Source organism: Streptomyces klenkii, assembly GCF_003626645.1.
Classification (GTDB): Bacteria; Actinomycetota; Actinomycetes; order Streptomycetales; family Streptomycetaceae; genus Streptomyces; species Streptomyces klenkii.
Genome location: NZ_RBAM01000006.1, coordinates 36,421 through 56,098, shown reverse-complemented (window position 1 = coordinate 56,098; position 19,678 = coordinate 36,421). Strand labels below are relative to the sequence as shown.

The following is a 19,678-nucleotide window of genomic DNA, read 5'->3' as shown; positions in this document are numbered from 1 at the left end:
CGTCAGCCGCGGCGGTCATCTGTTCGTCCCCGGCGCCGGGGGCCATCATGAGAGCGCCGTCGCATCGGTCACCTGGAAGGGGACACCCATGCCCGTACAGGGCGCAAGGGATGCACAGCACGAGAGCCACGACTACGTCGTCGTGGGGGCGGGGTCGGCCGGTTGCGTACTGGCCGCGAGGCTGAGCGAGGACCCCGGCGTCCGCGTCCTGCTGCTGGAGGCGGGGCCGCCCGACGACGCCGAGGCGATCCGCGTCCCGGCGGCGTTCACGACGCTGTTCCGGACCAAGTACGACTGGGACTACGAGACCGAACCCGAGCCGGGCCTGGACGGCCGCCGCTGTTACCTGCCGCGCGGGAAGACCTTCGGCGGCTCGTCGTCCATCAACGCGACGATCTACATCCGCGGCAACCGCGGGGACTACGACGCCTGGTCGGACGCCGGCGCCAAGGGATGGAGCTGGGACGAGGTCTTCCCGTACTTCCTCCGCGCGGAGGACCACCACGGCGGCGCCTCCGACCGGCACGCCGCCGGCGGCCCGCTCACCGTCAGCGGGGGCCGTTCCAGCAGCCCGCTCCTGGCCGCGTACGTGGAGGCCGCGCAGGAGGCGGGCCACCCGTTCAACCCGGATTTCAACGGCCCCGAGCAGGACGGCTTCGGCTACTACGACCTCACCCAGCGCGACGGCCTGCGGTGCAGCACGGCCGACGCGTACCTGCGCCCCGCCCTGGAGCGGCCGAACCTGACGGTGGTCTCCGTAGCCCACTGCACCCGGCTGCTGTTCTCCGGCGGCCGGGCCGCCGGCGTCGAGGCCGAGCACCAGGGCGAGCTGGTGGAACTGCGCGCCGAACGGGAGGTCATCGTCTCCGCGGGCACCTACAACTCCCCGCAGCTGCTCATGCTTTCGGGGATCGGCATCGCCGCGGAGCTCGAAGCGCTCGGCATCGCGCCCCGCGCCGACCTCCCCGTGGGCGAGAACCTCCAGGACCACGGGCACCTTCCCCTCATCCACCTCACCAGCAGCGAGTCGCCGATGACGGCGATGGCCCCGGCGGGCGGATTCGTACGGACCCTGGCCGGCCTCGAAGCGCCGGACGTGCAGATCCATGCGATTCCGGCCACGTACGAGGAGGAGGGGCTCGGCGCCCCGGCCGCCCATGGCTTCCACCACGGCGCGGTCCTGCTGGGCGCGGCAGCCCGGGGAAAGGTCTCCCTCCGCTCGGCCCTGCCCAGCGCCAAGCCGCGCGTCGTGCACAACTACCTGTCCACGGAGGAGGACCGCGCGGCCGCGGTGCGCGCCCTGCGGGTCCTGCTCGACATCGCGGACCGGCCCGCCCTGCGGGCGCACCGGCGCTCCGACTTCCGCGTGCCGCGCTCGGACAGCGACCAGGACCTCCTCGACTTCGCCCGGCGGGAGCTGCACACGCTCTACCACCCCGCGGGCACCTGCGCCATGGGGCCGGTCGTCGACAACGAGCTGAGGGTGCACGGCGTACGGGGCCTGCGCGTGGTGGACGCCTCGGTCATGCCGACCCTGGTGCGAGGCAACACCAACGCGCCTACGATCATGATCGCGGAGAAGGCCGCGGACTTGATCCGGGGCGCGTAGCCCGGCGCCGGACGCCGGCGGCAACGGCTGGGGGAGAACATGAGCATCGCGCTGTTCGCGCTCGGGGGCACGATATCGGTGTCCGGGCGCGCCACGGGGGAGCGGCTGACCGGGGCCGAGATCACCGCGGCCGTACCCGGGCTGGACGAGCTCGGGGTGCCTCTGGACGTACGCGACGTCCACGCCGTTCCCAGCGGGAGCCTGACCTTCACGCAGGTGCTCGACGTCGTCGAGGCGGCCTCGCGGGCCGTGGCGGAGGGGTCCGCCGGCGTCGTCGTCACCCAGGGCACCGACACGCTGGAGGAGACCGCGTTCCTCGCCGACCTCGTGTGGCCGCATGACGCGCCGTTCGTCCTGACCGGGGCGATGCGGCAGCCGGGCATGGCCGGCGCCGACGGACCGGCCAACGTGCTCGCGGCCGCCCGCGTCGCCGCTTCCCCCGCGGCGCGCGGGCTCGGCGCGCTCGTCGCCTTCAACGACGAGGTGCACGCGGCGCGGTGGGTGCGCAAGTCCCACAGCACGAGCACGGCGGCCTTCGTCTCCCCGAACGCCGGCCCGGTGGGGCGCGTCGTGGAAGGCGGCGTACGGGTCCTGGCCCCGCCGCCGCGCCGTGCCGTCCTGCCGGCCGGCATCGGCAGAGCGCGGCTCGACGCCGCCCGGGTGGCCCTGCACTGCGTCACCTTCGACGACGACCCCGGCCGGCTCGAAGGCCTCGCCGCCACGTACCGGGGCCTGGTGGTCGCCGGCTTCGGGGCCGGGCACGTGCCCGCCTCCTTCGCTCCCGTGCTGGGCGCCCTCGCCGACCGCATCCCGGTCGTCCTCACCTCCCGCACCGGCAGCGGCCCGGTGCTCCGCCGCACCTACAGCGCGCCCGGTTCGGAGACCGACCTCCAGCAGCGCGGACTGATCAACGGCGGGCTGCTCGACCCGTACAAGGCGAGGGTGCTGCTGCGACTGCTGCTCGCGGCGGGCGCGGAACACGACGACATCACCGCGGCGTTCGCCGAACACGGCTAGCCGGATCCCGCTCGCGTACCGGCCAATTTCCGCCAACGGCAGCCGGATCAGTGATCATTTGGGGTGGGGGAGGGCGTAGGGTGGTCGGCATGCGTTCGACAGTGCTTGCGCCTCCCGCTGCCTGAGGCGGGTCGCCACGTCTCCTCAGCGCGCCGGGCCCTTCGAGGCCGACGCGCTGTGTGGTTGTGCCCGCGCACGGGAGTCCATGACCATCCGCTCCGTCTGGAGAACGCACTGTGTCCGAATCGGTGTCAGAAACCGTCTCTGCAACGTCCATAGAGCCGTCGTCCTTGACCAGCGACCCCGGCGATCCCGGCAACTCCAACGACCCCGGCGCGCGGGCAGCGTCGCGTTCCGTGGGGCGCGGCCTCGTCTACCTGGCCGTCGCCGGCACCACCTGGGGAACGACCGGCGCCGCAGTGGACATCGTCTACCGGTCCAGCGACCTGGGCCCCATGGCGCTGTCCTTCTGGCGGTACGTCAGCGGCCTGGCGCTGCTGCTCGCCGCCCGTGCCTTCCTCCGCATCCGCACCGCTCCCGCGCCCTCCGCCTCCTCCGCTCCCCGCGTCCTCCGGCAGCCGTGGTGGCGGGGGCAGCGGCTGCTGCTCCTGGGCGGGACGGGCATCGGCCTGGCCGTCTTCCAGACCGCCTACTTCGGGGCGGTGCAGGAGACCGGGCTGGCCGTGGGCACCATCGTCACGCTCGGGGCCGGGCCCGTCTTCACCGCGATCGGCGGGCGGCTGCTGCTGAACGAACGGATCGGACGGGGCGGGGTCATGGCCGTGTGCGGGGCGCTGGGCGGCCTGGCCGTGCTGGTCCTGGGCGACCGGACCGGCACCGTCGACCCCCTCGGAGTGGGTCTGGCGCTGCTGTCCGCCGCCGGATACGCCGTGGCCACGCTCCTGGCCCGCTGGACGGGCCGCCGCGGCGGCGGGGGCGAAGACCCGTACAGCCTGACGATGTGGTCCTTCGGCATCGGTGCCGTGGTCCTGCTGCCCCTCGCCTGGGCCGAAGGCCTCGTCCCGCACACCGAGCACCTCGGGCGCGTGCTGCTGCTCATGGCCTACGTCGCCGCCGTCACCACCGCGCTCGCCTACCCGCTCTACTTCGCGGGCGTCGCGGCTGTCCGCGCGACGACAGCGGCGGTGGTGATGCTGATCGAGCCGGTCAGCGCCGCCATCCTCGCCGTGACGCTCCTCGGCGAACACCTCACCACGGCGACCGTCCTCGGCACGCTGCTCCTGCTCGCCGCGGTCGCGGGCCTCGCCGTGGCCGAATCCCGGCTCCCGGCGCCGGCGGCCGCCTGAGGAAAACCGCCCCGGGCAACTGCCGCACTACCGCGCCGCCGCCATTGCGTACACCTGCCGCGAAGGCGGCGGCGCCCCCCCGGCCCCGGGCGCCCTCAGCGGTCCCAGAGCGCGCCGAAGGCCAGGAGCTCGTCGCGGTACTCGATCCGCTGCACCCAGTCCTGCGGCCAGGCGCCGGCGCCCAGGTGCGCTCCCGCGAACGCGCCGGTGAGGCAGGCGATGGAGTCGGAGTCGCCGGAGGTGCAGGCGGCCCGGCGTATCGCGGTGACCGGCTCGGCGGGGAAGAGCAGGAAGCACAGCAGCGCGGTGGCCATGGCTTCTTCGGCGATCCAGCCCTCGCCGGTGGCCAGGCAGGGGTCGGCTTCGGGGTCCGGGTCGCTCAGCGCGGCCTCCACCCGGCCGGGCGCGGCGAGGCACTCGTCCCAGCCGCGCTCGGTGAAGGCGACCGCGCTGTGGTCCTGCGCGAACTCCCACAGGTCGCCGAGCCACCGCTCCCGGTAGACGGAGCGGTTGGCCGGCGCGTGCTCCTTGAGCAGGCCTACGAGTTCGCCCGGCCGTGCGCCCTGCGCGAGCAGGTGCACCGCGTACGCGACGAGGTCGCCGGCGGCCGGCGCCGTCGGGTGCCCGTGCGTGAGCGCGGCCTGCGGGAGCCTCCGGCGGTTCCCGTGGCGCGCGCCGGCTTCCGGTTGTTGTCCGGCGAGCGTCACCACGCGACGAACTCCTCGCGTACGGGCCGCTCCATCCGGGCCGGCGCAAGCGTGCCCGTTCAAACCGTTCACTGTGGGCGCGGCCACTCCTTTGCCGCTGGACCTCAAGTGCGCTTGAGGTGACAGGGTTCCCTCATGGAGACCGAACAGATGCACCAGATGCAACAGGTGCGCCAGATGGAACAGATGCACCGTCAGCTGCAAGCTCTCACCGACCGCGCGGAGATCACCGACCTGCTGGACCGCTACCTGCGCTCCCTGGACGAGCGGGTCTTCGACGAGGCCTGGGCCCGCGCGTTCCACACCGAGGACGTCACCGCGGAGATGCCCATCGGTACGGTCCGCGGCCGCGAGGCCCTGCTGGCTCACATCCGGCGCGGCATGGCGCTCTTCGACCGCACTGTGCACTTCGGGGCGGCTCCCGTCATCGAGATCGACGGCGACCGCGCCACTGTCAGCGGAGCCCAGCTCAGCACGCACATCCTCGCCGGCGGCTCGGAGGACCTCTTCGTCTCCGGCGGCCGCACCCGCACCGAGCTGGCCCGGACGCCCGACGGCTGGCGGATCAGCGCCTCGGCGCTGCACGTGACATGGACCCGGGGCACGCCGCCGCGGGTGCCGGACGAGTGGAAGGCGACCGCCCCCGCGGCCTGAGGCGAACACCGCGCGGAAGGGGTCGGAGCCGGTCCGGATCCGGACGGCGGCCGGTCCTGGCGCGTTCATGACGGTGACATCTTGCCGTCGCCCCGGCGTCCCTCCGCGATGTTGATCTGTCTGACCGACAGGTTGATCGTTCGACCATCGGAAGGAACGGGTTGATGTCCGTCAGGAAGTCCCGTATCGCCGCCCTCGCCGTGCTGACGGCAGTCGTGCTCCCGGCCGCGACGCCGGCCGTCGCCGCCCCCGCGCAGGACGCTGTTTCCGCGCAGGCCACCGCCTCCGGTCAGGCAGCGCCGGGCTACCAGACCTGGCAGTCCGACGTGAAGAAGGCCGTCGCCCCCGCCGTCCCGTGGCTGCGCGGCCGTTCCGCCGAGCGTGGTGGCGGGAAGCCGGCCATCGTGCTGGACATCGACAACACCGCGCTGGAGACGTACTACCACGAGGGCCGTGCGAACAAGCCGGTGCTGGAGGTGGCCGAGTGGGCGCAGAAGCACCACATGGTGGTGCTGTTCGTCACCGCCCGCACCTCCTCCTCGTCCGCCCGGCAGCAGCTCGAGCACGCCGGCTATCCCGTGGACGCGATATGCACGCGCGAGCACGGCGAGAGCAAGGGCGAGGGCAAGGCCCGCTGCCGGGAGGAGCTGACCCGGGACGGCTACGCCATCACCGCCAACATCGGAAACCGGTCGACCGATTTTGAAGGCGGCTACTACGAGAAGGGCTTCAAGCTCCCCGACTACGGCGGCCTGCTGTCCTGACGCCGCATCAGGCGCGTTGCGCCTGTCAAGAACGCCTTTTGCGACAACATCGCCGGGAGCCTTGCCCGCCCGGCGGGCGCACGCGTTGAATTCGATCACTCGATCGACGGCCACCACCGGTGAGGACGTAACTCACCGCGCCGCATCACCATCCGTACCGCCGGTACCTCCTGGTGGTGGCCCCGCACGTCGCACCGCACAGCAAGAGGAGCACTACCCGTGACACTTGACGCAGTGGACAACAGCGCGACCGAACACACTGCTCAGGCAGAACAGCCGGCAGGCCCCGTGTGTTCCTACACCGAGTGGGACCCGCTGGAGGAAGTGATCGTCGGCATCGTCGACGAAGCGAGCTTCCCGACCTGGCACATGGCCCTGCCGCCCGTGCTGCCGGGCAACCAGCACGAGACCTTCCGCCGCAACGCCGGGCAGCCCTTCCCCGCCGAGCAGGTGGCCGCGGCGCACAGGGAGCTGGAGGAGTTCGCCCACATCCTCACCAGCGAGGGCGTCAAGGTCCGCCGCCCCGAGCCGATCCCCCAGCGCACGGAGTACAGCACGCTGGACTGGAAGAGCACCGGCATGTACGCGGCGATGCCGCGCGACGCCCTGCTCGTGGTCGGCGACGACATCATCGAATGCCCGATGGCCTGGCGCTCCCGCTACTACGAGAACCTCGCCTACCGCCCGCTGCTCAAGGAGTACTTCCGCGGCGGCGCCAAGTGGAGCGCCGGGCCCAAGCCCGAGCTGACGGACGAGCAGTTCGACCAGGACTGGACCGACCCGGGCGAGGACGGCCCGCAGCGCCTCGTCGTCACCGAGTTCGAGCCGACCTTCGACGCCGCCGACTTCACCCGCTGCGGCCGCGACATCATCGCCCAGAAGAGCAACGTCACCAACGACTTCGGCATCGAGTGGCTGCGCCGCCACCTCGGCGACGACTACCGCATCCACGTCTTCGAGTTCAACGACTCGCACCCGATGCACATCGACGCCACGCTCGTCCCGATGGCCCCGGGCAAGCTGCTCATCCACCCCGAGCGCGTCCCCGAGGTGCCCGCGCTGTTCAAGGGCTGGGACGTCATGACCGCCCCCGCGCCGGTCATCCCCGACGCGCACCCGCTGTACATGACCAGCAAGTGGATCAACATGAACATCCTCATGCTGGACGAGGAGCGGGTCATCGTGGAGCGGCAGGACCAGCCGATGATCGACGCGATGAAGAAGTTCGGCTTCAAGCCGATCCCCGTCAACTTCCGCAACTTCAACAGCTTCGGCGGCTCGTTCCACTGCGCCACGCTGGACGTGCGCCGCCGCGGCACCCTGGAGTCGTACTTCTAATGAAGACCGGGGGGATATGGAAACACACACCGCGGGACGGGCTCCTGCTGGTGTTCAGCGTGGCGCAGTTCGCCGTCACCATCTGGCTCGCCACCGCGTGGGACGGGGCCTCGGCCCCCTGGAGGGCCGGCGGATACGCCCTCCTCGCGGTGATGATGGCCTACAACATCATCGTCATCTCTCACCTGTTCACGCACGTGCCGTGGTTCGCCTCGTCCCGGCTCAACGGCCTGGTGTCGCTCCTGAACTCGGTCAACATCGGCCAGTCGGTGCAGGCGTACCACCTCACCCACGTACGCAACCACCACCGGTTCAACAACGACCTCAAGGGTGCGGACGGCACGACGCGGGACACCTCGTCCACCTACCGCGACGGCAAGGACGGCGAACACGCGCCGCTGCTCTACTTCGTGGTGATGGGCGCCCTGGACTCGCTGGTGGGCCGGGGCAAGGAGATCCTCTACGTCGTGCGGCTGTGGCGCGTGACACCCGGCGACGGCAAGCTGCTGGAGCTGGCCTCCCGCAGGGAGCCGCGCCGCGGCAAGGAACTGCGCCAGGTGCAGGCCGACCGTGCCGCGCACTGCCTGTCCCTCGTGCTGTTCGCGGCGATCTCCTGGCAGTGGACGCTGTTCTGCTACCTGCCCTCGTTCTTCATCGCCCTGGCGATGGTGAACGTGCAGAACTACTACCGGCACTACGGGGCCGACCCGTCGTCCCGCGCGACGGACTCGGTGAGCCACTACGGCCGCCTGTACAACGCGCTCACCTTCAACGACGGCTACCACCAGGAGCACCACCTCAGCCCGGCGACGCACTGGTCACAGATGCCCGTCGTACGGGAGAGGCGCCGGGGCGAGCTGGACGGCCGGCCGCGCATCATCAGCCCGGTCCCGGCCATGCTCGGCTTCCTCGACCGCAAGCGCCCGCTGCTCCACCACGGCACCGCGACCGGCGGCGCGCCGTCCACCGCGACCGAGACCCGTCGGAGGAGCGCATGACCACCGGCACCACGGCACCGCGGATCACCGGCAGGGCCCTGCCGCCGGACCAGTTCCGGGTGCACGAGACGCACGGCAGTCTCGACGTCGAGGCCGTCCTCCAAGTGCTGCGCGGGGAGCTCGCCGCCTACCGGGTGACCGGCTTCGTCCCCGAGGCGGACCGCCGGCGGATCGTGGAGAACTTCTGGGCCTCCACGCGCCGCACTCCCCGCTACGGCGAGGGGGAGGACGGCGTCGAGGGGTACATCGTCGGCGCGTCGCACATCGAGAAGACCACGGACGCCTACCTCACCGAGGTGGCACAGTCCGCGGACGCCGTACGCGCCCTGTACGAGGGCGCGACCGACCCGGTGTCCGCGCTGCGCGACGAGCTGGCCGCGCACGGCGGCCTGTCGCGGGTCCGCCCCGCGGTGCACGAAGGGCGCGCCGCCGGCGACTCGAAGGCCGTGCTCTGGAACAACACCGGCGCGTTCCTGCTCATGCCGCACGACGACCTCGCGCAGCTCCGGGACCCGCTTCAGGCGGGCTTCGAGATCCAGAGGCTGCGCCGGGTGATGGCCGTCAACGTCTACCCGCAGGTGCCCGGCGGAACGGGACAGATCAAGCTGTGGAACGTCGAGCCCGACGACCGCTCCCGCGAGCGGCTGGGCCTGACCTACAGCGGCTTCCCCTACCCGCCGGAACTGCTGGAGGGCCATCCCGGGGTGGTCGTCCCCGTCGAGAGCGGGGACCTGTGCGTGATCAACGGCAACCTCGCGCACGCCGTCCTGGGCAGGGAGACAGGGGAGACAGCGGAGACGCCTTCCGGTGACGCCAAGCGGCTGCTGCTGACCTGCTTCACGGCGCTGAACGACGAGAACGAACTCGTCTGGTGGACCTGATCACCCTCACCGGGGAGCGGGCCTGATCATCCTCACCGAGGAGTGGACCTGATCGCCCTCACCCGCGAGCGGTGACGGCCGGGGGCGCGAGGAACGATCCTCGCGCCCCCGAGCCCGTTCAGGCGTTCTTCGGCGCCGTGTGCTGGACGACCTCGAAGGAGAGCAGGCTGGAGCCGGTGGCCGCCGGCTTGGGCCGGGCGCCGTCACCGCCCTGGTGGCCCTGCCGCATGGGGCCGTTCATCCAGTTCTGGTAGTCCTCCTCGCTGCGCCAGCGCGTGTAGACGAAGTAGTCGTCCGTGCCCTCCACGGGCCGCAGGAGCTCGAACCACTCGAAGCCGTCGCTGGACTCCACGAGCCCGGCACGTGCGGAGAAGCGCTCCTCCAGGACGGCGCGCTGCTCGGCGGGGACGGTCAGGACGTTGATCTTGACTACGCTCATGCCCCAATGGTGCCCGATGTCCCCGTTACGGGTGCGGCGGGGGTGCCGGCTCCGGGGCGTGGCGCGTGCGGGCCCTTGTGCCGGGCGCGGCGATGTAGTGCGCTGGCACTCATGGGGAAGCAGAGCGCTCTCGTACTGATGGCCGCACTGGCGGTGGGGCTGGGGTCTCTCATGACGGGTGTGCCGGGCGTGCCCGGTGTGCCGGACGCCCGCGCGCAAGCCGCCGAACGCGACGCCGGCAGCCCGCCGCTGACCGGCGATCCTCCACCGGCCCTGCCCGTCGACCTCGACAGGGTGACGATCCCGGAGCTACAGGCCCGCATGGCCGACGGATCGCTCACCTCGTCGGAGCTGACCGCCGCCTACCTGCGGAGGATCGCGACCGTCGATCCCAGGATCAACGCGGTGCTGCGCACCGATCCCACCGCCATGCGCCAGGCGGCCGCCAGCGACGCCAGACACCGGCACGGCGGCGCCCGCGGACCGCTCGACGGCATTCCCGTCCTGCTCAAGGACAACATCGGCACCCGCGGTCTGCTCACGACGGCCGGATCGCTGGCGCTGGCCGGCAGCCCGCCGGACACCGACGCGGCCCTCGTCAAGCGGTTGCGGGACGCGGGAGCGGTGATCCTCGGCAAGACCAACCTGTCCGAGTGGGCCAACTTCCGCGCGGCGAAGCCGACCTCGGGGTGGTCGGCGGTGGGCGGGCAGACCAGGAACCCCTACGTGCTGGACCGGAACCCGTGCGGATCGTCCTCCGGTTCGGCCGCCGCGCTCGCCGCGTCGCTCGCGCAGGTGGCGATCGGCACGGAGACGGACGGCTCCATCGTGTGCCCGGCCGGCATGAACGGCGTTGTCGGCCACAAGCCCAGCCTCGGGCTGGTCAGCGGGGCCGGCGTGGTGCCGATCTCCGCCGAGCAGGACACCGCGGGGCCCATGGCGCGCAACGTGACCGACGTCGCACTCACCCTCGCGGTGCTCCGCGAGGACGGCGCCTCGCGCGCCGGCACCGCTCTCCCGGACAGCCTGACGCGCCCCGGCGGGCTGCGCGGCAAGCGGATCGGCCTGTGGCGGCTGCCCGCGCTCGGTCCGGACGTCGACGCCCTGATGAGCCGTACGGCAGGCGAATTGCGCGACGCGGGAGCCGTGGTCGTCGAGGTGACACCCCCGTACCAGGAACGGCTCGCCCAACTGGAATACCCGGCGCTGCTGAGCGAGTTCCACCGCGACATCGACGCCTACCTCGCCACCCGCCGCGGACCGCGCGACCTCGCCGGGCTGATCGCGTTCAACCGCGCCCACGCGGCCGAACGGACCTGCTTCGCCGGCCAGGAACTGTTCGAACAGGCCCTCGCCGCGCCTCCCGTCACCGACCCCGGGTACCGGGCCGCCCGCGCCGAGCTGAAGGACCTCTCCCGGCGCTCCGTGGACGAGACCATGGCCGCCCACCGTCTGGACGCCATCGCCGCGCCGACGAACCCGCCCGCCTGGACGACCGACTGCGCGCGGGGCGACAACGACATCATCCCGTCCTCGACCCCCGCGGCCGTGGCCGGATACCCCTCGCTGTCGGTGCCCGCAGGCTTCGTCGGCGAACTCCCGGTCGGCCTGCTCCTCATGGCCGGCGACCGCCAGGACAGCCGTCTGCTGTCACTGGGCGCCACGGTGGAGGCCCACCTGAAGGCCTGGCGAGCACCGCGCTACCTACCGACTACGGGGTCCGGCACCTCCCGGTGAACGGTGGGGCACCGGCCGGCACTCGGCGGGTGGCCACCGTCTCGTAGAGGACTCGCCGGCCCACTCCCAGCGTGTATGCGGTTTGCGCATGGTCATTGGTAGGGTGTGCGGCATGAGCTCGGGACTGGAGGAGTCGTTGCGCCTGTCGGTGGCCGCGTTGATGCGGACGACAGGGGAGTCGCAGAGCGTGGTCGCCGGTGTGCTGGGCCTGACGCAGGCACAGGTGTCGCGCAGGCAGTCGGGCGCGGCGTCGTGGACGCTGGGCGACGTGGACGCCCTCGCCGTGCACTACGGCATCGCCGCCTTGGACCTGCTGGCCGGTCCGGCCCGCGCGTGCGAGGCGCTGCCCGCAGCCCGGCGGCGGGTCGCCACGGCCGCGCGGGGGGTGCGGTCCGGTGGGTGACTTCGACGCGATCGACTCCCTGCTCGCCGCCGTCGGCCCGGAGGCCGGACTGCCCGCCCGCGGAGTCCGGCGGGAACTACGGGAGCAGGCCCGCTTGTCCAAGGCCCAGGTCGCCCGGGCGCTCGGGGTGAGCCCGTCCACGGTGGCCGGATGGGAGGACACCCGGGATCCTTCCGGCGAGATCCGCACCCGGTATGCGTATCTGCTGGACGGGCTGGCCGCCAAGTTCGCGGTCGAGGTCCAGGAGAAGCCGGAGCCGGAGGCCGTGCAGGAGCCGGAGCCGGTGCAGGAGCCGGCTGCGGCCGATGACGCTTCACCGGCCTATGACGCCTCAACCGCCGGTGCCGGTGAGGGGGACGACGTGGAGTCGCTCGCTGTGCCGGAGCCGTGCGTGCTGTGCGGGCAGCCGGCCGGGAGCCGGGTGGCGGGGTTCGCCCAGCACCTGGACCCGGCGGACTGCCACACCGTGACCGCCCCCGGCCCCGGTCCCGCCCCCGCCTCCGAGGCGGCCGAACCCGTAGCGAGGCAGGAAGGCCCGCCGCGCGGGCCGCGCCCCTCCGGCCGCTCACAGGGTCCGGCCGGGCGTGCGTTCCAGGAGCCGTCCGGGCCTGCCGACCTGATCGGTCAGGCGGTCCGGGCTGCGCTCGCCGAGCATGAGGGCGACATGGAAGCGGCCACCGCCGCCCTGCTGAAGCGCGCGATCCCGGACGCGATGCGGCTGCTGGACGAGACGCGCAAGGGCGCTCGCTACGACATCGTCGCCCACCCGTGGATCCCCGACATCCTGAAGAAGCAGACCTCGCGCGGCGCCGACCAGATCTGGGAGGCCCGCCCCAAGTGGACCCGCCACGAGCTGCCGCCGGGCCGCCATGAGGTGACCGCGCTCGACATCAACGGCGCCTACCTCTCCGCCCTCAAGACCCATCTGCCCCTCGGGCAGCTGGAGCACTCCGCCGGCCTCGCCCACGACCGGCGTCGCGCGGGTGTCCACCTCATCACCCCGCCGGCGTGGGAACACGAGGCGGTGCTGCCCAACCCCATCGGGCAGCGGGACGAGCCGGGCCCGCTGTGGGTCACCGAGCCCACCCTGCGCCTCCTGCTGCGCCTGTCGGGCCCGAAGTACGGGCTGTGCGCGCCGCCGGAGATCCACGAGTCGTACACCTCGGGTGCCACGGAGAACCTCCTGGAGAAGTTCCGCGTCGCTCTCAAGGACGCCCGTGACGCGGCCATCACGGAGAACGACGAGGTCACCCTGGAGTACGTGAAGGCGATGTACTCGAAGTTCGTCTCCACGATGGGGGAGTCGAACTACAACCGGGAGCTCTACCGCCCGGACTGGATGCACATCATCCGCTCCCAGGCGTTCGCCAACCTCTGGATGAAGGCCCTCAAGGCGCACGACGAGGGCCTGGCGGTCGTCCGGGCGATGGGCACCGACGAGCTCCACGTCATCGGTGACTGGCGCCGTGTCTTCGCCGAGGGCCGGGGCGTTACCGAAGTCAAGGTCAAGGACGCGTACACCGCTGCCATCGGGACGGGGGAGGAGGAGTAGATGCCGCAGAAGAACATCGACTTCGGCAAGTACGGCGCCCGGGGCCTCAAGGGCAGCGAAGCCGTCGCCCGCAAGCTCGACGAGCTCGCCGGCGGCATCACCACCCCCGTGACCGCCCGCCGCGGCCTCATGGCCCGCCTGCACTACCTGACGAGGACGGCCCACGCGCGCCGGGCCGCCCGCGACGCCGGCCTGACTGTCACCGACCGCACCCTGAAGGCGTGGCTGGACGGCGGGCGCCGCCCGTCGAAGGCCAGCCTGGACCGCATCGAACAGGCCTACCGGTCGGTACGCCGCCAGAACGTCGCCCGGCACCTCCTGCGGCGGCTGAACGCGTCCGGCGGGACGCGCGTGGAGATCCACCCCCTCAACCAGTCCCAGGTGCCGCGCCCGCTCCAGCGCGTGGTCGAGTACCGGACGATGAACGTACGCCGCTGGGACCGCATCGTCGCCGCGTGGGCCGCCGGCGACTACCAGGGGCTCGACGACGCCTGGACGGACACGATCGTCGACCTGGGCTCGCAGTGGGGCCAGTACGAGTACGTCACGAACGTCGGCTTCGCCGCCTGAGGGCGCCCCGGGCGTCACTTGTATCTCTTGGCACGGGACCCGGCCGGGGTGGACAGTAAGGAGAGGGGGTTTTCCGCCGAGCGGAGGCCATCATGATCGTCCTCGGAGTCATTCTCCTCGTCATCGGGTTCCTGACCGGCATCTCCATCCTGTGGACCATCGGGATCATCGTGCTCGTCATCGGCGCGATCCTGTGGGTGCTGGGCGCGGTGGGCCATGAAGTCGGAGGCCGGCGGCACTACTGGTAACCGCTGATCAGCCGGGTCCCGTACGCCGTGCGCTCAGGTGAGCGGCGGTGTGGCAGCCGGGCCGTGCCGCTTGCCCGAGCGCCGGGACAGGGCGGTGTCGGCGGCGGCGAGGATGTTGCCGAAGGTGCGCGTGATGACCGGCTTCGCGAAGCGCCGGGTGAGGAAGGCGCCGAGCACCGGGACGGGAATCTCTGCGCGGGTGGTCCAACGGACCAGGGTGCCGCCGTCGGTCTCGGTGAACGTCATGCGGCCGAGCTCGTGCCGGGACGGCGGCAGGCTCCGCTCGACGACGTACTCGGTGGAGTACGGCGCGTCGTAGTGAGTGATGCGCTCGCGGAACCAGCCGATCAGCCAGAGGTGATTGCGCACCGCGCCGACGCCGTAGGGCGCGTCCTCGCCGCGCCGGTCCAGGCGGCAGCGCAGCACCAGAGGCGAGCACGTGTAGTTGGTCGTCGTGGTGAGCCAGGCGAAGACCTCGTCGATCGGGGCGGCGATGGTGCGCTCGACGGTCATGGTTTCCATGGCTGGAGTTCTCCTCGGTCGAGTGGGCGCACCGCATCGGTGCGCCGTAGCTTGTCGGGGTTGCGCATGACGTAGAGGCCGCTGATCCGCCCGTCGTGGATCTCGAAGGCGAGCAGCCAGTCGGGCTCGCCGCCGTTGACGGAGCGTGCCGCGGGCATGCCGTTGTACGTGGCCTGCTCGATGCGGGTCGCCGCCGTGAGGCTCGTGCGGGCCACACCGAGGACGTAGCGGGCGACCTCGGCGCTGCCCGTGATCGGGTGGCGGGCCGCGGTCGCTTTCCCGCCGCCGTCGGACACCTGCACGACGTCGGGCGCCAGCAGGTCCATCAGCGCCTGGATCTCGCCGGTCTGCGCCGCGAGCAGGAACCGCTGGACGACCTTCCGGGCCGCGCCGGAGTCGGGCTCGAAGCGGCGGCGGCGCGCGTGGACGTGCCGGCGTGCGCGGTGCGCGATCTGCCGGACGGTGACCTCCGTCTTGCCGATCGACGCGGCGATCTCGCCGTGGGTGTAGCCGAACACGTCGTGCAGCACGAACACCGCGCGCTCGGCCGGGCTCAGCGTCTCCAGGACGAGCATCATGGCCATCGACACCGACTCGGCCAGGATCGCGTCCTCGCTCACCCCCGGAGCCGTACGGATCGGTTCCGGCAGCCACGAGCCGACGTAGTCCTCGCGCCGCGCCTTCAGCGTGCGCAGGTGGTTGAGGGCCTGCCGCGTCACCACGCGGACCAGGTAGGCCCGCGGGTGCTCGACCGTGGCCGGGTCGACCGCGCTCCACCGCAGGTAGCTCTCCTGAAGGACGTCCTCCGCGTCGGCGGCGCTGCCCAGCATCTCGTAGGCGATGGTGAACAGCAGCGGACGGTGCTCGGTGAAGGCGTCGCCCTCAGCCATGACGCTCCTCTCGTCGGGGTATCGGGCCGTCAGTAATGGACCGTCTGTTCGTCAGATGCCCATCGAGACACCCCGCACCGGCGAACCGTGACAGGTTGCCACTGTGATCCCGTTCACAACGAGGCCGCCGTCCGGCGCCTCTGTAGAGTGGCCGCCGTGAAATCGAAGATCGTGTCAGTGCTCATAACCGGTGCGGTGTGCCTGGCGGCCGCCGGATGCGGAGGTGGAAAGTCCGGCGGGGACCACGCCGGCGCCGAGCCGAAGCCGGCCGCCACCGTCCTGTCGCAGCGGCTGGACCAGCCGCCCGCCATGCCCGACGAGAAGGCGGAGCCCTCCCCGGCCGCCGACGCCTCGTTCAGTGAGAACCTGGAGTACGAGCTGCGCCGCAAGACCCGGGCCATGGCCGGCGCCGCGGGCAGCATCACCGCCGAGTGCCCCAAGGACGTGCAGTCGGAGAACGGAACGCAGACGACCTGCAAGACCACCTTCGAAGGCCTCCAGGTGGAGTGGGACGTGCGCATCGGCGAAAAGTCCCTCTTCAGCACGGTGAAGTACACGGCGACCCCGCGCCAGGGGATCCTCACGCGCGACGGCGTCGCCCGCCTCCTCTACGGCAACTACAAGGGCAGCATCGACTACGCCCTGTGCAATGACATCCCCAAGGCCGTGCTCGCACCCCTGGGCAGCCCGTCCAAGTACGGTTGCGACGTGGTCATGAAGGGCGAGAAGCCGTCGGGCTTCGCCCAGCCCGTGCGGGCCACCGACTCCGGACCGCGGTACTACTGAGATACCGCGCCAGGCCGGTGCCGCGCCAGGCCGACACCGACACCGGCACCGGCCCCGGGCCGGCCTGCGCGGTCAGTGGCCCAGCCGGCTCAGGGCCTGCTCCGGATAGCGCGCGCCGGCCACCGCCTCGGCGGGGACGGCGTCGCCGATCCGCGCCAGTTGTTCCGGCGTCATGACCAGGTCCACGGCCGCGGCGTTCTCTTCGAGGCGGGCGAGGCGCTTGGTGCCGGGGATCGGGATGATGTCGTCGCCCTGGGCCAGCAGCCAGCCGAGGGCGGCCTGGGCCGGGGTGCAGCCGATCTCCCCGGCCACGGCTTCGAGGGCGCGCACGAGCGCGAGGTTGCGATCGATGTTCTCCTCGGAGAACCGGGGCCAGCGCCGCCGGTTGTCGCCTTCGGAGAGCTCGTCGCGCGAAGCGACGGCTCCGGCGAGCATGCCGCGGCCCAGCGGCGAGTACGCGACGACGGCCGTGCCGAGCTCCCGGCACGTCGCGAGCATGTCGCCCTCCACCACGTCCCGGGTGGCGAGCGAGTACTCCATCTGCACGGCGCTGACGGGATGCACGGCGTGCGCGTCCCGCAGCGTCCGCGGGCTCACTTCCGACAGCCCGAGGAAGCGCACCTTGCCGGCGGCGACGAGCTCCGCCATGGCCCCCACGGTCTCCTCGACCGGGATGTCGGGCGTGCGGCGGTGGACGTAGTACAGGTCGATGTGGTCGACGCCCAGCCTGCGGAGCGACGCGTCACACGCCTTCTTCGTGTGCTCCGGCGAATTGTCGACCCTGTCGACCCGCCCGCTGACCGGATCGTGCCGCAGCCCGAATTTGGTCGCGAGGAAAAAGCTTTCACGGGCCCGCCCTTGCAGCCAGTTCCCGAGGAGTTCCTCGTTGGCCCCGCGACCGTAGGCGTCCGCCGTATCGAGAAAGGTGATGCCCAGCTCGGCGGCGCGGTCGAGGGTGCGCCGCGCCTCTGCCGTGTCGACGGGACCGTAGGCGATGGACATGCCCATGCATCCGAGACCGATGGCCGATACGGTCGCACCGCTGCCGCCGAGCCTGCGGTTCTTCATGACCTGTTTCCCCTCACGTGTCCCATGTTCCACCGTTCCGCCGCCGCCCCGCCCGTGCCTGTGCTTGTGCCTGTACCTGTGCCTGTTCCGCCCTGTTTCACCAGGGTGGAATAGGCACGGGCCACTCCGATCAGCCGGGAGACCTCGCCCGCGTAATCCACGTTCGTGGGAACGAACGACGTCACGGTCGGTGGCGCCTCGGGCAGTTCGACTTCACGCATCTTCGCATCGATCGCCGCCGCCACAAGGGCCGCCTCGGTATCGGCGGTGACCCCGTCCGGCTCCTCCGGCATGTACGGGCGCAGGGCGAGGATGCCGTCCTGGATCTCGATGACGCGCCGGTACAGCCGGTAGTTGATGTCGTACGGCGCGAAGCGCACGAGCCGTGAACGCTCCGGAGGACTCAGCGCGATGTTCGGGTTGGCGGCGCAGAGGTCGCTCCACAGCCGGTGCAGCTTCTGATGGGCGAGGAAGTGGTCCGTGCGCTGCCGGGCCGCGGAGACGCGCGGGCCCCAGGACGGCATGGTGAGCCCGGCGGCGAGGAAGGCGATGCCGACGCCGTTGGCGACGGGGGTGACGGCTTCCCAGTTCAGCGGGGCCAGGCCCAGTTGCACCGCCACGACGGCCCAGGCGCGGTTGAGGCAGTAGACGAGGTAGGCGGCGGCACCGACCGCCGTGCAGTGCAGGCCGCGGCGGAGCCACGCGCGCCCGGACACCTTGCCGTACCGGAGGCTGAGCCGGATGATCTCGACCATGCCCGCGCCGAACGCGGTGACGTACAGCAGCAGATAGGCGGCCGTGACGGGCCGGTGCGCGTTTTGCAGCAGGTAGTGCTGCGACCTCTGGCCGGACCCGTCGTCCCCGGCCCACCACAGCACAATCATGACCAGTCCGCAGAGGGCGGTGACGGTCAGGAGCACGCGGGTCCTGGCGCGGGCCACGTCCCGCGGGTGGACCCAGTGGACGATCGCGATGAGGAAGGCGGCGCTGGAGGAGGCCCCGCCCATGAGGTGGATGCCGAGAGCGCCCAGGTTCTGCACGCCGAAGAACGCGTCGACGCCGGCCGATACCGCGGGGGTCGACAGGACGAAGGAAACGCCCTTGCAGAGAAAGGCGGCGAGGAGGGCGAACAGCGCCGGATCCCGGCCCTTTCTGCCTTTGTTCCCTCCGCTTCCTCTGCGCACGTCGAGGAGCTTGTACAGGAAGGCGACGGCGCAAAGGGCGGCGCAGACGGGGAAGATGACGCTCTTCAGGCCCAGCACTGCTCCTCCCCGGCGAGGAGTGGTGAGATCACAGCGACCTTTCTATGCGGGCCACGGTTTCCGCGTCCACCGAGGGGACGTCCCACCTGCTTTCCAGCGGCGGGCGGGTGACGTGCTCCAGGATCAACGACGCCATGATCTCGGCTTCCTGCTCCTCCTCCGACGAATAGCTGGTCCGGCCGAGTGCCTCGCGGACCCGCTGGGCGTCGAGGTGCGGGACCATCGTGAAGAGGCCCGAGGTGCCGACCGGGTCGGTCGCCCCCCTGTGGTTGCAGATCATGTGCGCGAGTTCGTGCGCGATGATGTGGTCCTGGTGGAGCCTGCTGGTGTTGGCCTCGAAGATGACGATGTCGGCCGTGTCCAGCGCCACCCACATCCCGCACGGGTACGACGGTCCCATGATCACCGGAGCGAGGTGGAGCGGCCGGTCCCGCTCGCGGCTCAGGTGCTGGCACAGCGTCACGATGTCGCAGTGGCCGGGTAGTTCGAGCCGGGTCAGCAGGGCATCGGCGCCTCGGCGGAGCCGCCGCAGTGCTCGTCCGGACCGGCGGCGGGTGGCCGCGGATCCGGAACCATCGGCGTGGACATGGTGTGCTCCCACTGACTCTCTTTCACCCGCTCGTCCCAGAAGACCTGTCAGACACCCGCCGGAGAATCTACTCGTCAACCGGTCGGCGAGTCGATAGATCGGCACCCTCACGCGGACACTGCGCAGCGCCTGCCGGAACGGGTCCGGTCAAGTGCAGTCCGTGACCGGGGCGTCGTGGGTCAGGGCACAGGCGATCCGGGATCCCTCGCGCACGCCGTGGACGGCCTTCAGCTGCTGCTGGAAGTCCCGCCACTGCCGCCGGGTCCCGGCGATGGCACCGCGGACCGCTCGGACGTTGGACGGGGGGACTTGCCGATCGGTCACACAGGGAATTCAC

21 protein-coding genes and 1 pseudogene are annotated in these 19,678 nt (G+C 71.5%); 14 read left to right on the top strand and 8 right to left on the bottom strand.

Going from position 1 to position 19,678, the window contains the following annotated elements:
• Positions 1 to 88 precede the first annotated feature (88 nt).
• The 3 genes from D7231_RS15850 (at position 89) to D7231_RS15840 (ending at position 3,933) form a co-directional block, all read left to right on the top strand.
• Positions 89 to 1,609, top strand: coding sequence for a GMC family oxidoreductase (locus D7231_RS15850; RefSeq protein WP_120756096.1), 1,521 nt, complete (start codon positions 89 to 91; stop codon positions 1,607 to 1,609).
• A gap of 39 nt (positions 1,610 to 1,648) precedes the next feature.
• Positions 1,649 to 2,626, top strand: coding sequence for an asparaginase (locus tag D7231_RS15845; protein WP_120756095.1), 978 nt, complete (start codon positions 1,649 to 1,651; stop codon positions 2,624 to 2,626).
• A 356-nt stretch (positions 2,627 to 2,982) separates the two neighbouring features.
• Positions 2,983 to 3,933, top strand: coding sequence for a DMT family transporter (locus D7231_RS15840; RefSeq protein WP_120756394.1), 951 nt, complete (start codon positions 2,983 to 2,985; stop codon positions 3,931 to 3,933).
• A 95-nt stretch (positions 3,934 to 4,028) separates the two neighbouring features.
• Here D7231_RS15840 and D7231_RS15835 read toward each other — a convergent pair.
• A pseudogene (locus tag D7231_RS15835) lies at positions 4,029 to 4,696 on the bottom strand (ADP-ribosylglycohydrolase family protein); the annotation flags it as partial.
• A gap of 79 nt (positions 4,697 to 4,775) precedes the next feature.
• On the opposite strand from D7231_RS15835, the gene D7231_RS15830 reads away from it, so the two are divergent.
• The 5 genes from D7231_RS15830 to D7231_RS15810 all read left to right on the top strand — a co-directional run bounded on the left by D7231_RS15830 (position 4,776) and on the right by D7231_RS15810 (position 9,275).
• On the top strand, positions 4,776 to 5,294 hold the full coding sequence (locus tag D7231_RS15830; protein ID WP_199739382.1) for a nuclear transport factor 2 family protein: 519 nt from the start codon (positions 4,776 to 4,778) through the stop codon (positions 5,292 to 5,294).
• 164 nt (positions 5,295 to 5,458) lie between these two features.
• Complete coding sequence (locus D7231_RS15825; RefSeq protein ID WP_120756094.1) at positions 5,459 to 6,058, top strand: HAD family acid phosphatase; 600 nt, start codon at positions 5,459 to 5,461, stop codon at positions 6,056 to 6,058.
• Between the two features lie 219 nt (positions 6,059 to 6,277).
• On the top strand, positions 6,278 to 7,396 hold the full coding sequence (locus tag D7231_RS15820) for an amidinotransferase (protein ID WP_241999743.1): 1,119 nt from the start codon (positions 6,278 to 6,280) through the stop codon (positions 7,394 to 7,396).
• Between the two features lie 59 nt (positions 7,397 to 7,455).
• The gene (locus D7231_RS15815) at positions 7,456 to 8,394 is read left to right on the top strand and encodes a fatty acid desaturase family protein (RefSeq protein WP_199739381.1); all 939 of its coding nucleotides are present in this window, start codon (positions 7,456 to 7,458) and stop codon (positions 8,392 to 8,394) included.
• Entirely contained in the window at positions 8,391 to 9,275 is an 885-nt protein-coding gene (locus tag D7231_RS15810; protein ID WP_120756091.1) for a hypothetical protein, read from the top strand. Before D7231_RS15815 ends, D7231_RS15810 begins: the two co-directional genes overlap by 4 nt.
• A 118-nt stretch (positions 9,276 to 9,393) precedes the next feature.
• Here D7231_RS15810 and D7231_RS15805 read toward each other — a convergent pair whose 3' ends face one another.
• Positions 9,394 to 9,714, bottom strand: a complete 321-nt coding sequence (locus D7231_RS15805) for an antibiotic biosynthesis monooxygenase family protein (protein WP_120756090.1) — start codon at positions 9,712 to 9,714, stop codon at positions 9,394 to 9,396.
• A 111-nt stretch (positions 9,715 to 9,825) separates the two neighbouring features.
• On the opposite strand from D7231_RS15805, the gene D7231_RS15800 reads away from it, so the two are divergent.
• From D7231_RS15800 to D7231_RS37050, 5 genes are all read left to right on the top strand, one after another.
• Positions 9,826 to 11,451: an amidase gene (locus D7231_RS15800; protein WP_199739380.1), complete on the top strand. Its 1,626-nt coding sequence runs from the start codon at positions 9,826 to 9,828 to the stop codon at positions 11,449 to 11,451.
• A 112-nt stretch (positions 11,452 to 11,563) separates the two neighbouring features.
• A complete protein-coding gene (locus D7231_RS15795; protein ID WP_120756392.1) occupies positions 11,564 to 11,854 on the top strand; it encodes a helix-turn-helix domain-containing protein in 291 nt (96 codons plus the stop codon).
• The gene (locus tag D7231_RS15790) at positions 11,847 to 13,406 is read left to right on the top strand and encodes a helix-turn-helix domain-containing protein (protein ID WP_120756088.1); all 1,560 of its coding nucleotides are present in this window, start codon (positions 11,847 to 11,849) and stop codon (positions 13,404 to 13,406) included. The genes D7231_RS15795 and D7231_RS15790 overlap by 8 nt, the downstream gene beginning before the upstream one ends.
• Positions 13,407 to 13,976, top strand: coding sequence for a transcriptional regulator (locus D7231_RS15785; RefSeq protein WP_120756087.1), 570 nt, complete (start codon positions 13,407 to 13,409; stop codon positions 13,974 to 13,976).
• A gap of 92 nt (positions 13,977 to 14,068) precedes the next feature.
• The gene (locus D7231_RS37050) at positions 14,069 to 14,224 is read left to right on the top strand and encodes a DUF6131 family protein (protein ID WP_194962269.1); all 156 of its coding nucleotides are present in this window, start codon (positions 14,069 to 14,071) and stop codon (positions 14,222 to 14,224) included.
• 33 nt (positions 14,225 to 14,257) lie between these two features.
• Here the strand turns inward: D7231_RS37050 and D7231_RS15780 are convergent, their stop codons facing one another.
• Together D7231_RS15780 and D7231_RS15775 are read right to left on the bottom strand one after the other, a co-directional pair.
• Entirely contained in the window at positions 14,258 to 14,746 is a 489-nt protein-coding gene (locus tag D7231_RS15780) for an SRPBCC family protein (protein WP_120756086.1), read from the bottom strand.
• Positions 14,734 to 15,636 carry an RNA polymerase sigma-70 factor gene (locus tag D7231_RS15775; RefSeq protein WP_120756085.1) on the bottom strand — a complete coding sequence of 301 codons (903 nt, stop codon included), beginning with the start codon at positions 15,634 to 15,636 and terminating at the stop codon, positions 14,734 to 14,736. The genes D7231_RS15780 and D7231_RS15775 overlap by 13 nt, the downstream gene beginning before the upstream one ends.
• Positions 15,637 to 15,792: 156 nt before the next feature.
• On the opposite strand from D7231_RS15775, the gene D7231_RS15770 reads away from it, so the two are divergent.
• Positions 15,793 to 16,422 carry a hypothetical protein gene (locus tag D7231_RS15770; RefSeq protein WP_120756391.1) on the top strand — a complete coding sequence of 210 codons (630 nt, stop codon included), beginning with the start codon at positions 15,793 to 15,795 and terminating at the stop codon, positions 16,420 to 16,422.
• A 72-nt stretch (positions 16,423 to 16,494) separates the two neighbouring features.
• On the opposite strand, the gene D7231_RS15765 is transcribed toward D7231_RS15770, so the two are convergent.
• The 4 genes from D7231_RS15765 to D7231_RS36515 all read right to left on the bottom strand — a co-directional run bounded on the left by D7231_RS15765 (position 16,495) and on the right by D7231_RS36515 (position 19,665).
• Complete coding sequence (locus D7231_RS15765; RefSeq protein ID WP_120756084.1) at positions 16,495 to 17,490, bottom strand: aldo/keto reductase; 996 nt, start codon at positions 17,488 to 17,490, stop codon at positions 16,495 to 16,497.
• Positions 17,487 to 18,752 (bottom strand): MAB_1171c family putative transporter, encoded by a 1,266-nt coding sequence (locus tag D7231_RS15760; RefSeq protein WP_199739379.1) that lies wholly within the window; start codon positions 18,750 to 18,752, stop codon positions 17,487 to 17,489. Before D7231_RS15760 ends, D7231_RS15765 begins: the two co-directional genes overlap by 4 nt.
• Positions 18,753 to 18,780: 28 nt before the next feature.
• Positions 18,781 to 19,353 carry an ImmA/IrrE family metallo-endopeptidase gene (locus tag D7231_RS15755; protein ID WP_199739378.1) on the bottom strand — a complete coding sequence of 191 codons (573 nt, stop codon included), beginning with the start codon at positions 19,351 to 19,353 and terminating at the stop codon, positions 18,781 to 18,783.
• 135 nt (positions 19,354 to 19,488) lie between these two features.
• Positions 19,489 to 19,665, bottom strand: coding sequence for a hypothetical protein (locus D7231_RS36515; RefSeq protein ID WP_158673769.1), 177 nt, complete (start codon positions 19,663 to 19,665; stop codon positions 19,489 to 19,491).
• Between the last annotated feature and the right edge of the window lie 13 nt (positions 19,666 to 19,678).

Excerpts from the sequence above, each read along its gene's own strand:
- D7231_RS15765 (WP_120756084.1), bottom strand. The coding sequence starts at position 17,490 with ATGAAGAACCGCAGGCTCGGCGGCAGCGGTGCGACCGTATCGGCCATC.
- D7231_RS37050 (WP_194962269.1), top strand. The coding sequence starts at position 14,069 with ATGATCGTCCTCGGAGTCATTCTCCTCGTCATCGGGTTCCTGACCGGC.
- D7231_RS15775 (WP_120756085.1), bottom strand. The coding sequence starts at position 15,636 with ATGGCTGAGGGCGACGCCTTCACCGAGCACCGTCCGCTGCTGTTCACC.
- D7231_RS15785 (WP_120756087.1), top strand. The coding sequence starts at position 13,407 with ATGCCGCAGAAGAACATCGACTTCGGCAAGTACGGCGCCCGGGGCCTC.
- D7231_RS15795 (WP_120756392.1), top strand. The coding sequence starts at position 11,564 with ATGAGCTCGGGACTGGAGGAGTCGTTGCGCCTGTCGGTGGCCGCGTTG.
- D7231_RS15810 (WP_120756091.1), top strand. The coding sequence starts at position 8,391 with ATGACCACCGGCACCACGGCACCGCGGATCACCGGCAGGGCCCTGCCG.
- D7231_RS15830 (WP_199739382.1), top strand. The coding sequence starts at position 4,776 with ATGGAGACCGAACAGATGCACCAGATGCAACAGGTGCGCCAGATGGAA.
- D7231_RS15845 (WP_120756095.1), top strand. The coding sequence starts at position 1,649 with ATGAGCATCGCGCTGTTCGCGCTCGGGGGCACGATATCGGTGTCCGGG.
- D7231_RS15850 (WP_120756096.1), top strand. The coding sequence starts at position 89 with ATGCCCGTACAGGGCGCAAGGGATGCACAGCACGAGAGCCACGACTAC.
- D7231_RS15780 (WP_120756086.1), bottom strand. The coding sequence starts at position 14,746 with ATGGAAACCATGACCGTCGAGCGCACCATCGCCGCCCCGATCGACGAG.
- D7231_RS15805 (WP_120756090.1), bottom strand. The coding sequence starts at position 9,714 with ATGAGCGTAGTCAAGATCAACGTCCTGACCGTCCCCGCCGAGCAGCGC.
- D7231_RS15825 (WP_120756094.1), top strand. The coding sequence starts at position 5,459 with ATGTCCGTCAGGAAGTCCCGTATCGCCGCCCTCGCCGTGCTGACGGCA.
- D7231_RS15800 (WP_199739380.1), top strand. The coding sequence starts at position 9,826 with ATGGGGAAGCAGAGCGCTCTCGTACTGATGGCCGCACTGGCGGTGGGG.